Origin of the sequence: Burkholderia sp. RF7-non_BP4 (assembly GCF_001521935.1) — a bacterium.
GTDB lineage: Bacteria > Pseudomonadota > Gammaproteobacteria > Burkholderiales > Burkholderiaceae > Burkholderia > Burkholderia diffusa.
Window position 1 is genome coordinate 131,126 of the sequence record NZ_LOTA01000095.1, and the last position, 12,342, is coordinate 143,467.

General features: G+C 59.3%; 10 protein-coding genes and 1 pseudogene. 6 read left to right on the plus strand and 5 right to left on the minus strand.

All coding sequences use genetic code 11. The annotated features are described in order from the left end of the window. Nucleotides 1-21 precede the first annotated feature (21 nt). The gene (locus tag WS49_RS30515; protein WP_059536236.1) at nucleotides 22-1,260 is read left to right on the plus strand and encodes a S53 family peptidase; all 1,239 of its coding nucleotides are present in this window, start codon (nucleotides 22-24) and stop codon (nucleotides 1,258-1,260) included. Between the two features lie 104 nt (nucleotides 1,261-1,364). Here the strand turns inward: WS49_RS30515 and WS49_RS36600 are convergent, their stop codons facing one another. Together WS49_RS36600 and WS49_RS34555 are read right to left on the minus strand one after the other, a co-directional pair. Beyond that, complete coding sequence (locus tag WS49_RS36600; protein ID WP_373557212.1) at nucleotides 1,365-1,517, minus strand: hypothetical protein; 153 nt, start codon at nucleotides 1,515-1,517, stop codon at nucleotides 1,365-1,367. Nucleotides 1,518-2,334: 817 nt separating this feature from the next. After that, nucleotides 2,335-2,481 carry a DUF3096 domain-containing protein gene (locus WS49_RS34555; protein WP_081053095.1) on the minus strand — a complete coding sequence of 49 codons (147 nt, stop codon included), beginning with the start codon at nucleotides 2,479-2,481 and terminating at the stop codon, nucleotides 2,335-2,337. A gap of 232 nt (nucleotides 2,482-2,713) precedes the next feature. On the opposite strand from WS49_RS34555, the gene WS49_RS30525 reads away from it, so the two are divergent. Then, a complete protein-coding gene (locus tag WS49_RS30525; RefSeq protein ID WP_059536240.1) occupies nucleotides 2,714-2,890 on the plus strand; it encodes a CsbD family protein in 177 nt (58 codons plus the stop codon). Nucleotides 2,891-3,094: 204 nt separating this feature from the next. Here WS49_RS30525 and WS49_RS30530 read toward each other — a convergent pair whose 3' ends face one another. Together WS49_RS30530 and WS49_RS30535 are read right to left on the minus strand one after the other, a co-directional pair. Further along, nucleotides 3,095-3,346: a hypothetical protein gene (locus WS49_RS30530; protein ID WP_059536244.1), complete on the minus strand. Its 252-nt coding sequence runs from the start codon at nucleotides 3,344-3,346 to the stop codon at nucleotides 3,095-3,097. 513 nt (nucleotides 3,347-3,859) lie between these two features. After that, nucleotides 3,860-5,515: a hypothetical protein gene (locus WS49_RS30535; RefSeq protein WP_156441478.1), complete on the minus strand. Its 1,656-nt coding sequence runs from the start codon at nucleotides 5,513-5,515 to the stop codon at nucleotides 3,860-3,862. Between the two features lie 1,072 nt (nucleotides 5,516-6,587). On the opposite strand from WS49_RS30535, the gene WS49_RS30540 reads away from it, so the two are divergent. The 4 genes from WS49_RS30540 to WS49_RS30555 all read left to right on the plus strand — a co-directional run bounded on the left by WS49_RS30540 (nucleotide 6,588) and on the right by WS49_RS30555 (nucleotide 11,705). Further along, nucleotides 6,588-7,241 (plus strand): common pilus major fimbrillin subunit EcpA, encoded by a 654-nt coding sequence (locus WS49_RS30540; protein WP_059536252.1) that lies wholly within the window; start codon nucleotides 6,588-6,590, stop codon nucleotides 7,239-7,241. 112 nt (nucleotides 7,242-7,353) lie between these two features. Beyond that, a complete protein-coding gene (locus WS49_RS30545; RefSeq protein ID WP_059536256.1) occupies nucleotides 7,354-8,061 on the plus strand; it encodes a fimbria/pilus periplasmic chaperone in 708 nt (235 codons plus the stop codon). A gap of 52 nt (nucleotides 8,062-8,113) precedes the next feature. Further along, nucleotides 8,114-10,789 carry a TcfC E-set like domain-containing protein gene (locus WS49_RS30550; protein WP_082725609.1) on the plus strand — a complete coding sequence of 892 codons (2,676 nt, stop codon included), beginning with the start codon at nucleotides 8,114-8,116 and terminating at the stop codon, nucleotides 10,787-10,789. Between the two features lie 178 nt (nucleotides 10,790-10,967). Continuing rightward, complete coding sequence (locus WS49_RS30555) at nucleotides 10,968-11,705, plus strand: hypothetical protein (RefSeq protein ID WP_059536264.1); 738 nt, start codon at nucleotides 10,968-10,970, stop codon at nucleotides 11,703-11,705. Between the two features lie 120 nt (nucleotides 11,706-11,825). On the opposite strand, the pseudogene WS49_RS36655 reads toward WS49_RS30555, so the two are convergent. Beyond that, nucleotides 11,826-12,073: pseudogene (locus WS49_RS36655) on the minus strand (IS3 family transposase); the annotation flags it as partial. Nucleotides 12,074-12,342 lie beyond the last annotated feature (269 nt).

The window sequence follows — 12,342 nt, forward strand, 5'->3', positions numbered from 1 at the left end:
GTCTGCCAACGGGGGAGCATCATGAAGCGAGCTTCGTTCACGCGTGTGTTGCGCACGCTCGTCGTCGTATCGGCGAGCGTCGCGCTCACGCTCGGTGTGTCGTTCGCGCAGTCCGCGTCGCGAGCGCCGCGCGCGTTTGCACGACCGCCGCTCCATCTGCACGGATCGGCGAAGCGGAACCCGGTCGGCCTGTCGCCGCAGCAAATCCGCCGCTTCTACGGGTTCGATCAATTGCCGGCGCGCGGCTATGGCGGCGACGATCAGGTCATCGCGATCGTCGATGCATACGACAATCCGAATGTCGAAGCGGATCTGAGATTGTTCAGCAGTACGTTCGGGTTGTCGCCGTGCGCGTCCCCGCGCTGTTTCACGAAGGTGTACGCGACGCCGGACAAGCGGCCGCCTCCGCCCGATGCGCTTTGGGCGCTCGAGAGTTCGCTGGATGTGCAGTGGGCGCACGCGATCGCACCGAATGCGCGGATCGTGCTGGTCGAAGCCGCATCGAGTTCGCTGGATGACCTGATGAGCGCAATCGCGCTCGCGACGCGTCCTGCGCCGGGCGGCGTCGGCGCGAAGGTCGTGTCGATCAGCTGGGGGACCGCCGAATTTCTGGCCGAGACGCAATACGACGGGCAGCTCGCCAGCGCGAACGGCGTGTCGTTCGTCGCTGCGTCCGGCGACGGCGGCAATGGCGTCGACTACCCGGCCGCGTCGCCGTACGTGTTGAGCGTCGGCGGCACGTCGATCGCGATCGATGCAAGCGGTGCCTACGCCGGCGAAACGGCGTGGGCCGGAAGCGGCGGCGGACAGAGCGCCGTCGAGCCGGAGCCGACGTATCAGTCGAACTTCGGGATGCCATCGGATAGCCTCGGGCTGCGCGGCGTGCCCGACGTCGCTTACGACAGCGACCCGGCGTCAGGCTTCGCGGTCTACGATTCGTACGGCTATGCGGGGCAACGCGGCTGGTTCGTCGTCGGCGGCACGAGCGCGGGCGCACCGCAATGGTCCGCTTTGGTCGCGATCGCAAACAGCTTGCGCATCGCGCACGGCAAGACGACGCTGAACGCGGTGAGCGCGATTCAGAGCGTGCTTTACGGACTCGCGTCGAGTGCCTACGCGGCAAACTTCCACGATATCGTCAGCGGATCGAACGGCACATGCGGCACGCTTTGTACCACGGCGGTCGGGTACGACTACGTGACCGGCCTCGGGCGCCCGATCGCCGCCAATCTGATCCAGGCGCTTATGGCTGCGCCTTGACGTATATATGTTCGTGATCCGAATAAATATGGCACGGCCCGTGCGCCACGTACGAGACTGTTGAGCAGGAGCGGTTTCCCCTGGTATCTCGCGGCGGGTCTGCACTATTCACGATAGTCGTGTTCGCGCATGCGCTCGCGCTCGTGCTCCCGCCACGGGTCGTGTTCACGCGGATGACGATGCATCCACGCGTCGTGCTCCCAGTAGCGATGGCCGTCCCAGTAGCGGTCGCCGTGCATGCCGATTGTGATCGACACACCCGGCGCCGGGGCGGGCTCTTCGTACCGCGGTGGCGGTTCAACGTAGACTTGCGCGACGGCCGCGCTGGCCGCCACGAGTGCGCTGCCCGCCACGAGTGTCGCCAGAATTCGGCGGTTTGAGAGTGTCATGGGCTTCATCGTGCTGTCCTCCATTCAGTGCCTGACAACGAACGAGCACGATTCGTTCCCATACGGAGCGGCGGACGCTTCGCTCGCTATTGCGATCACGCGGTCCGCGTCTCTTGTCAGCCGTGCCGATCCAATGGTCGAACGCACGATGTCATCATCGCTGCACGGCACGACATGTCTAATAATGTGAAGGAATGCATATCATGATGGCGAGAGGCGGAAGCGAAAGTGCACGCGGACGCGATTCACAATGCTATCGGGATATGCGTTCAGGTCCGACAAAGCAACACTTACATTGAATTGAAATGAAAACGGAGGAAAAGCGGTAAAAGTCTGACGTAGCGGGACTCGATGTGTGACCAAGAGAGTGAAAATTACCCATCCCCTTCCGCCGATGTCGGGTCGAATATCGCTTCGCATCCGAAGGGGAGGCCCCTTCACCGCATTGCGAGAGGATCGGCCCTGCGGTATCACGGCCCCCGCATCATGCGGCCGGCGCAGGGGAGGCGAGTCATCTCATCAAGGAAGACGCGCGATGTCGTTGATCGATCATTCACTCACCCACATGCAGCCGGTATATCTATTGCTCATTGCACTGGCGGTGTTCGCCACCACCGGACCCACGCATGGCACCACGACGTAACTGATGCGCGTTCGTGAACGGCTATCTCGTGGTCATATCAATTCAATGGAGACGTCCTCCGAACAGGCCGAGCAGCCCGATGACGATCAGGTAGAGCGCAACGATGTAATTCAGGAGGCGGGGCACCACGAGGATGAGAATGCCGGCGATCAGCGAAACCAGCGGGCCGGCGCTAGTGAGCGTGTTCATGCTTCCTCCGCAAGATTGAAAACGAGTGGCCGCAGCCTGCTTTGCCTCCGGCACCCGTTACAGAGACGCGAGCCTGGCGAGCGTCAAGCTTTCGGCCATCAACTCGCTGTTGTCCACAAGCGCGAACGCTTCGACCCGCGCAATCGCCGTGCCTGGACCGACGTTTCATCGCGATTCCGCTTGGCGTGCCGGACCGCAGTTCGAGCATTCGTCGGTTTCAAGGAGCAATGTCATGAACAAGGATCAGATAAGAGGTCGCATCACGGAAGCAAAGGGAAAACTGAAGGAGATGGTTGGCAGGGTCGTGGGAAATCGAACAAGCAGACTGACGGGCAAGGCCGAACAGATCGTCGGCAAGACACAAGCATCCTTCGGCGATGCAAAGGAGCGATTCAAGAAGCGGCAGTAGAGCCCGACGTGGAAGACACCGAACTGGCGGCCGCGCACGTCGACGTTCAGACTTCGTGGGGAAATTCGCAGATGAGCGAATTTGTTCAGATTGCGACCGGCGTTGTGTTTTGTAAGCGCCAGGCCCTCGTGATCGAGGGCCTGCGTACTTCCCAGCGGGGACGGCGAATTTATCCGGACACTGCGCGCCCGCGCTTACGGAAAATTAATGATATTGGTACGGCGCGTAGTTCGCGGCCGCTCCGCCAAGGGTGTGCGTCAGCTGACAACGGGACATCAAATACTGGCGCTTCTCCCGGAGCTTCTGCGCCTTGATCCTGTCGCCGTATCTGCTCGCGATTTCGGCTTTGACTTCAAGTCTGTGCAGCTTCTTCTGATAGCCGTAGCTATTGCATTGGCCTGCGAAGGCGGGCGCGGTGAGCGCCATCAAGAGAAGAGACAGGGTTATTTTTTTCATTGTTCTGAACGGTCCCAAAAAATCTGAGTGAATGGTTCGCACGGAAGAAGTCGGGTTACCGGACCGACGCCTCCCACGCGAACCTATCGTCGTGGAATCGACTGACCGGAACAATCAGATATGTCTGAAAAAAAGTTAAAGATGGACAATGACAGGCTCGAGTGCTGGTGTAAAGCGCGCGACGCGTCCGGATTTTTCAAGAAAAGGACGACTGCTATTCGATTAGACGACTTCAAATCCGACAGGATCTTGACGTGTGGTGAAAAATTAGCACATCTACGAAAGATTTAACTTGGCAGAATCAAATTGCGAGGTGCTCCAGACGGCGATCGGGCGTCAGGATCGGAAGCCGGTCATGCGGTTGCAGCGCCGCATATCGATCGCCGTTGGGGGCCTGAGACAGTCGCAGACGAAACCGTCACTCACCGTGCTGGCGAAGCGGTGCGGAATCGAAGGATTTATTTGCGCAATGTCAAATATTAGCGTGCGGAGCACTGCCAAGGCCGCAGTCGCTCAGAGCCAATCAGCACGGACACGCACTTCGCCGCTGGCCGAAACGGTACCAAACCAGGGCGTACCTGTCGTGTCGGTCGCCAGTTGCTTTGGATCGAGCGGGAAGCGCAGGTCCATATCGAGGGCCCCTTCGTACGCGAATGCGCCGCCGAGGGTCTCGCGCCACTTTAGCATGGCGACGTCATACACGGTACCGGCGCAATTGTCCGGGCGATCGTCGAGCCCGGTGCCGTCATAAAAGCGGACGATTGACGGCACTGCAACCACGGTTGCCCCGCTTTGGTCGACGAATTTGCAACGTGGCCCGTCTGCGGTTTGCACACTGGGCGCGAGCACGTCTACCGACACTTTCGTCGCCTTCGACGCACCGTACTGCCGGATCGTGAGCGGCACGACGATCTCGGGATCCTGGCCGATCGAACCGGAATATTTGCCCATCGCAGCGGGGTCGCGCTCGTCGATCGCGACGCCGAATGTAAGACGTTTCAGTTCCGTGTCATCGAAAAAGGACACTTGCATGTCGACGGCCGTTCCACCGGTAGTCTGCACGATCGCGCCGATGGCATCGTCGAGCGGTTTCGTCTCGGCGTCGCCCAGCAGCGAATCCAGCAGATTCGCCGATACCACCAACTTCGATGTGCCCAAGGCAGTCGCAGTGACCTTTGATACCTTCTGCCCGCTTGCCGTCATGAACCATATGTCGGACTGCTGAGAAGGTGGAACGACGAATGATACGTTCTCCATCGTGGCCGTGGCGTTGGTGGATATCGGGCATTCCATATTGCCGTCCGTGATACGGCAGACGGGTGGAACCGATACGAGCATTTTGCCATTCGACACGCTGATGGTGCCGCTGATCGGTGACAGCTTGAACATATTGCTGGCGCTCGGCGTCACCGTCGTTCCATAAACGTACTCGTTGGCGTATCCACAAAGGCTCCAGGAATCTCCTTGTACCCACCAATCAGCAAGCTGCTTACCACGATCTCCATCGAGAAGGGGGGAGTAGAACATACGCGCACCGAACGTCATCGGTGACTGGTTTAGAAAGGCGTCCGCTACCATCTTTCTGGCGACCGGATCCTGCACTTGAGTACCCGGCCCGCGAACGAACTGCCCCAGCGAGTTCGCGGTTTGCTGCGTAAACATAAAAATTGACGCGATTTGCATGCCGTTGACGATGTAGTCCGCGCCGACACGATTCTGTGCGCTCTTGGCGGAAAAGGGAAGGTTGGGGAAGCGCACATCCTGGCTATCCGGAACAACGATCGAGCGCGATGCACCGCCCGCCGACACCCATGCGCTGACGGCGACGTCCGGGAAATAGTCCCAAGTGGTAGCCTCCTTGAAGATGATGGCCAACTGCGTCAGTTGGGGATTCGACTTGTGAATGCGCCCAACGAGTGCGCCCGTGGTGCCAGCGGGAATGTCGGGCAAATAAAGATAATCGCCCATCTCAATCACTATTGGCGCATAGGAATGACTGGAAGTCGTGGGAGCACGGCTGCACGTAATGGCAAGCGGGTCATCGGCCGCAGCATGGGCAGTGACAGCATGGCCAAGCGCCAGCACGCCGCTCAGGCAAAGGCGAATCCCGGCGCGTAGAAAAAGTGGTTTGAGATTTGACATTTCAATGGTGAGGCGAGGAATAGACACAGTCGGTGGAGTGCATATGACTTTTCGGCCGCCATTCCGGATTCAGGTCGACGGGCAACGCATGCTCGACATTGAGCGATGGAGCGGAGGGGGCTGCAATGAGGACCGGATAACCGAGTCGTTCTGTTAGTCACACGCAAGATGGCTTTCGTATGCTAATGGAGGGCCGCGCGATCAGAATATGAGAACCGTCCTAAATGCATCCCGCAGCGCAGATATCCGGGCAATTCCCACACGGCTTGCCGGTGGAGGCTCGGGAGGTCTCTGCGATCGCCGATGTCTCTTTGACAGGGAATGCACGAGGCGTACACCTACTGCGGTCACTCTGCTGGGGCGCCTGTCACGATGTATCGGTCCGCGATCGAGCGCGAGGGCGGTGTGGATGTTCTCGCGCGGACTGCCGCGTCGCGTTCGTTCGCGCCCGGAAGTGAGCTGGCCGGCCGTTGTTTAATGCCCCGCGCCGGCGATAGTCGGCGATGGGCATCTCTGCTCGCTTAACGATCCGCCGAAACGGCGGACACGCCGCGGACCTCACGCTGCATGCCGGCATCTTGTCTGCGCTCGCGCGACGCATGGTTGGACCGGTCAAGATGTATCGAACCAATCGCGGTATGGCCCATTCAGCGCATGTGAGAACTCAAGCAGACGTGATTGGGCAGTGCATCGCAGGTGCGCCGCGAAACGCACCGGCAATTGTGGTCGTGATGCGCGTTGTCTTCGGTTCCGGCGCGCCCACCGGACCTGCGCGTCCAACCCATCTCGTCCTCGGCAAACCTTCTTCCGCTGACCTTCGACTCGCTGGAGATCAATGCGCTTGGGCGCGACCGTCACTCATCAGCACGGGCGCTCTACGGAGTGAACCCGTGCCCGCTCGAAGCGGATCACGGACTTTTTAGGCCGATTCTTATATTTCATTTACCTTTCATTTGAAATAATTTGTTTCGCCGCCGTGATCTGGCAAATCCATTGAATCGGCGGTTGGTAGGACAGGTGGTCCAGAAGCATATCCCCGGGTATGGGGCTGTCGTCCGGTCATTCCAAGTCAATTGATGAAACCCTTTGAGAGATCGATATGAAGAAAACTGCAATCCGCCTCGCAGTGGCATCCGCACTCGCAGTCGCGTTCGCGGTTCCGGCCATCGCCGCAACCGTGGGCCCGGAAGAAGCCCGGGTGAAGTGGACGGCATCGGTTGTTAAGAAGTCCGACGTGACACTGAGCGTCTTCGCTGAAGGTAGCACGACGCTCGATTTCGAGTGGAACCCGTCGAGCGAAGCATTCTCGACGCAGGACCGCACGCTGACCGTTCTCGCGGCGGGTTATGAAGGCGGCACGGGCTACAAGATCCAGGCACAACTCACGCAGAACACGTTGAATGCCGTTGCTGGTGGCGTGAAGGATTCGCTGAAGGTCGGCGTTGATCTCGGCGGCATCGAGCTGAGCCAAAACCTCACCGACATCCTGTCGGGCACGGGCGGTGACGCGGCGCCGTCGATCGCGGCAAATGGCCTGCAGAACATGAATCTGGCAAAGGTCGGCCCGAACAAGACGCCGAACGGTTCGTACCACCAAGCGAATGGCGTGCCGGTGAAATTCTCGATCGCGGAAGGCACCGACAAGGACGGCAACCCTCTGACTGGCGCGGGTCTGTCGGGCGTCTCCGATGGCCGATACAACGGCGACGTCGAAGTGCGTTTCGTCGCGAGCTGGGAAACGCCGAGCGCGTAAGTTTCGCCGAATGCCTGCATAGATTCGGTCGAAGCAGGCTTGACTCCGGCAATGCCGGATCTCGGGGTCCAGGGGTCCGGCATTTTCTTTTTCTTTTCTTTCGGAGGACACGATGAAGCCACTCAAACTTTTGGCGCTGGCGGCCGCGCTGATGGGCGCGCAGCACGCATCGGCGATCGGCATCGGATCGTTGACGACCGAAATGCAGGAAAACGAGTTCTACGTCGTCAAGCAGATCAAGAACGACGACTCGATAGCCAAATTCGTGTCGACGGAAGTCCAGGAGATTACCAATCCGCGGCAATTGACGGTGCTGCAGGAGCAGAAAAAAGATGTACTCATCTCGCCCGCGACGGTGTTTCTACCGCCGCATCGAACGGCGGACGTCAAAATCTACTACCAGGGCAAGCGTGACGACAAGGAGCGTTACTACCAGTTGTCGTTCGTTGAACAAGCCGTGTCGTCGCAAGCGAACATCAGTGATGGTGTCAGCTTATCCGCAAAGCAGCGCATTCGGTTGAGCTCGATCCTCGTCGTGCGCCCACGCACGATCCACTTCAAATTCGAAAACGACGGCAATGGGCGCGTGAAGAACATCGGAAATACCTTCGTCCATGTCACGGCCACGGGGAAGTGCGAAGAAAAGGGAGCGACTGAACCGAAGGCGTGCAGCCGATCCACTTTCCTGCTTCCGGGTGAGTCGGGAGACATGCGCAAGGAAAAGGGCCTGGTATCCCTTCAAGGTATTGGCGTCTGGAAAGGCAGCGAATACCAGTATTTTCCGATGAATGCTGCGCCGTCGAAGGTCGTAGCAAAGTAAGCAAATCACGGTTTCGTTACGTGACTCAACAGAGATTCAATTTGGACTGCGAATGAAAAAGTCGACAATGACAGCGCTTAACGTCGCCATATCCCTAGCGGGAGGATGGGTGTCGTCGGCTGTGCTTGCGGCGGATCATTCGGTGATGTTCGATCGGGGCGCGCGGGAAGTCGAGAATCCCGACGCTGACCGGCGTCGCTACGCGTCTGTACACGCCGTCAACGTCGACGCGATCACGGCCTCGGAACACGCATCGGCGTCCGCGCCTGAGTCGAACACGGAACCGGGCAGCGACGCTCACTTGTTGCATCCGGAGAATGCCGAGTACGCACCTGATCCTGCTGATGGTACACATGTCGATGGCACATTGTCTGCCGGTCAGTACACTTTCCCTGACAACCTGCTCGGCGCACTCGAGCAGGGTGTCGAAGTGCCCGTGCGGCTCAAGACCGACAGCGGTTCGGAGGAAGCGGGCCGTGCGACCGTCAAGTACGATGGTCGCACGCTGACGCTGGTCGACTTCAACCTCGCGAAGATCGCCATCACGGATGCCGCGAAGCAGAGGGTTGCGGATCACTACGGTAAGCCGCTGCGCGTGGTCGCGGAAACGTCGACCGCACGCCAGGACGCATCGGACGTCGAGCTGGAATTCAATCTGCGGACGTTCGAACTGGTCGCGGAACTGCCGAGGGATGCCTATGCAAGCGAAGGCGCGCCGCGCCTGCATATGCTGCCCGACAGTACCGAGAAGCATCCGAGCGGTGTGCTGAACTACGACATGTCGGTCGTGAAGAACGCCCGTGCCGATGCGAACGGCTACCTCCACGTGCAGTCGGTCAGTGCTATTGGTGTCAATCACGCGTATGTTGAAGGCGACATTCGCAGCGGCGACGATTTCAACCTGTATGAAGCGCGGCTGGAACGTGACTACCGCGGTGTAGCGATCACGGCCGGCTATCTGAGCACTTGGTCGATGAACGCGCTGGGACAGACGACGTTCCTTCCGGGCGGGCGCTTCCTTGGCGTCAGCGCGGGCACCGCGAGCCGCTCGGAGTTGAACGACGGCTCGCTGGCGCGCACGCCGATCTTCGCGTTCATGCCCGCATCGGGCGAAGTGCAGATCCACCGCGACGGCAAGCTGATCAACGTTCAGCATCTTCCCCTCGGCAACCAGGAAATCGATACGCGTCAGTTGCCAGTCGGGAGTTATCCGATTCGCGTGGACGTCGTTGTCAACGGTCGCGTGGTGTCGTCCCGGAATGAGCAGGTTTACAAGCCGAGTAACGGCGGTACGGGTGCGGACACGCAGTATCAGTTCTATGTCGGCCAGTATGTTGCGAACAACGTCGGGGGACGTGGTTCGATCAGCCGGCAGCTAGTCGGCGCGAGCGGCAAGATGGCAACTCGGCTCGGTACGTTTCACGGTAGTGCCTATTATTTTGACGGCATGGCCGCCGCCGAACTGCGTTATCAGCGGAGTTTCAAGTACGGTAACGTCGGCATCGACACGGGAGCGACGAGCGACGGCGGATTGCGCTTGAATGCGAATGCCGCGGCTAACATTGGGCCGGTCGGCGCATGGGCGAACTACATGCTGACGACCGGCAGCACCGCGAAGAACGGCGTATACAATCAGCGCACACTGAGTTTCGGCTCGAACGTTAGTGTTTCGCGAATGTTCGGTTGGGCCAACAACGCGACGCTCAACGTGAGCGGTAGCGTATACCAAGGCGGCGGTCAGGACTATCGAATCGACTGGAGCCAGGACATTTACGCGAACAAATGGATGCGCGTGATGCTCAATGGCGGCCAGATGTTCAGCAGGAATACCGGCGGCATGGGCCGTAAGTGGAACAACGCGTTCTACGTCGGCCTGAATGCGACGTTCTCGTTCGGCGACGCGGGCATCGACTATTCGCGCTCGCTCGATACCGAGCAGATCGGTGCGCACGTCGGCTGGCGGCCGGAGCGTATTGCTGGCGTCGACTATCTGTCGGCAGGGGTCAACCGCTCGCGTTCACTGTCGAGCGATTATGGCAACCCGACGAGCACCCAGGCGCATCTCGGCGCGCAGGGCCACAACCGCTGGTTCGGCTGGCAGGGCAACGTGAACATCGACGACACAGGCGATGCCAGCGGCACGGCCGCGATGCAGGGCAGTGTCGGGTGGAACACGCGCGGCATCGGGTTCAACAGCAAGAAGGGCGAAAGCGGTGTGATCGTCGGTGTGGACAAGTCGGCACGCGGCAACCTCGAGATGGTGTCCACGAACGGGGCATTGGCGCTCGATTCACGTTCCACGTTCGTTCCTCTGACGGGATACCGCGAGCACCGCGTGAAGATTCGCACGCGTCGTGACACGCCGGAAAATTTCGATATCCAGGAAGGCGACGCCAAGCTCGTGCTGTATCCCGGCAACGTCGCGTCGATGACGCCGAAGGTCCGCCGGCTGGTAACGGTGTTCGGCGTGCTGACCGAAAACGGCTTGGTGAAGCCGAACACGGAAATTCGCAACCACATCGGCAAGGCTACGACCGCGGCCGACGGCGGTTTCGTGATCGACGTCGATACCGCCTATCCGGTCATTCAATACGAGACCGATGCCGGCGGAACGTGTGAGATCGACGTTGACCTCAGCAAGGCGCAAGGCGCGCTCTGGGTTGATCAGGTCGAATGCAAACCAAAAAGCGTGGCCGATGCGGGTCCGGTTCGGCGCCGCGAAGGCTGATGCCGAAGCAAAAGAAGGAGGTATGTTCATGTGCGCGGCCGACGTAGTCGGTCGCGCATCCATTTTTGTCGGGTAACGCGCGATGCCGGGCCGACTGGCTGAATTGAAGCGGGTGAGATGCGCATGCGCGGACCAGTAACCAGTGAGGAATCGATTGAGGCAATTCGCAGCGTTCGTGATGTTGGCCTGGTCCTGCACCGCGCAGGCATTGTCCGTTGGCGACATGACCTATTTCATGGGGTCCGGGAAAGACTATCTCGTTCGCGAGGTCGTGAACGACAGCGACCAGACGCGCGTGTACGGCGTGTCAGTGGAGGAAAGCGCTCCACCGTATGGCGACGTCGCGACCTGGAAGCCCAAAGGCGGCGACTTGATGTACGCGCCGAAGCAACTCGTGTTGCGCCCGAACATGAGTGGCTGGTTGCGTCTTTATTTCAAAGGTGTCAGTGACGACTCGCCACGCTATTTTCGCGTAACGTTCCGGGAGGAGCGCGCTGTTTCGATCGATACGGATGCAGTCAAGGTGAAACCGCGTCTGGAGTTGCAGACAATTCTAGTCGTGCAGCCCAGGTCGCCAAGGCAGGCTTATCGGGTCGACGGGACGGCATTCGTTAATACAGGAAACACGGTCATGCTAGCAACCGCGCATGGCGAATGTACGCTTTCGACCGTTTGCATGCGAGACCGCTATTTGTCGCCTGGCGAATCGCTCGATCTGGTCGGGCTGAGTCCAGTTGGCAGCCCAGTCAGGGTCGTCTTGGCAAACGGGACGGACACGCATGAAGTAAAAGTGGTGCCGGTGAATCAATTTGACCGTGTCGTCTCATTCGCAAATCGGCCTTCCACTGTTCTCCCGGATGGGTTCACTGGCCCGAAATACGATGCTCGAGCTAAACCTAACGAAATCGAGCATTGAGCGCCGGTGGTGCGACTTGTAGAAGTGCTCGACTCTGGCAAGAGGGCATTGCCTTTGGCATCAGCCATCGAGGCGATTCCTGAGGACAATGCCGCGGTGAAAAGCGACGTTGTATAAGTTCGGCGGGCCGAGTCGCCAGGGTGCCATCAGCGAAGTGTCTGGAGCCGTCTTCGCGTGCGTCCTGTCACTCATCGACCAATCGACGATACGGCAGGGTGCAAAACCATGACCGCGGCGACGAACGGCCAGCCTTCGGCGGCCCAGATGTAGGTAAGGTCCGCGACGCATTTCTGATTCGGTGTATCGGTTTCCAATTGACATCGTAGATGATCTGGTGCGATGCCATGGGCGGCCGGGGCCTCCGAGCTTGTGTCCAGTAGAACAGGGAGGGCGAAAAACAGAACACCAATTCTCGGCACTGCAAAAGAAATCCAAGTGGTTCAGCCTGCGAAACACTAACACTCACTTGTGCCCAGACTTATTAAAGCAGATCAGAGTTATTCATTGATTGCTAACAGTCCTTCGTGAAGTCATGGCGCCGATGACGGCGCTTTTCATTTTTAGGACAAGTCTTATATTGCGGCATCAATTTGTAATACAGAATTCCGACCAAACAACGTGCGCAACAACGCGATCG

Bases quoted from the DNA above. Each gene is read 5' to 3' on its own strand.
- WS49_RS30550 (WP_082725609.1), top strand. From the start codon at position 8,114: ATGAAAAAGTCGACAATGACAGCGCTTAACGTCGCCATATCCCTAGCG.
- WS49_RS30515 (WP_059536236.1), top strand. From the start codon at position 22: ATGAAGCGAGCTTCGTTCACGCGTGTGTTGCGCACGCTCGTCGTCGTA.
- WS49_RS30555 (WP_059536264.1), top strand. From the start codon at position 10,968: ATGTTGGCCTGGTCCTGCACCGCGCAGGCATTGTCCGTTGGCGACATG.
- WS49_RS30540 (WP_059536252.1), top strand. From the start codon at position 6,588: ATGAAGAAAACTGCAATCCGCCTCGCAGTGGCATCCGCACTCGCAGTC.
- WS49_RS30530 (WP_059536244.1), bottom strand. From the start codon at position 3,346: ATGAAAAAAATAACCCTGTCTCTTCTCTTGATGGCGCTCACCGCGCCC.
- WS49_RS34555 (WP_081053095.1), bottom strand. From the start codon at position 2,481: ATGAACACGCTCACTAGCGCCGGCCCGCTGGTTTCGCTGATCGCCGGC.
- WS49_RS30525 (WP_059536240.1), top strand. From the start codon at position 2,714: ATGAACAAGGATCAGATAAGAGGTCGCATCACGGAAGCAAAGGGAAAA.
- WS49_RS30545 (WP_059536256.1), top strand. From the start codon at position 7,354: ATGAAGCCACTCAAACTTTTGGCGCTGGCGGCCGCGCTGATGGGCGCG.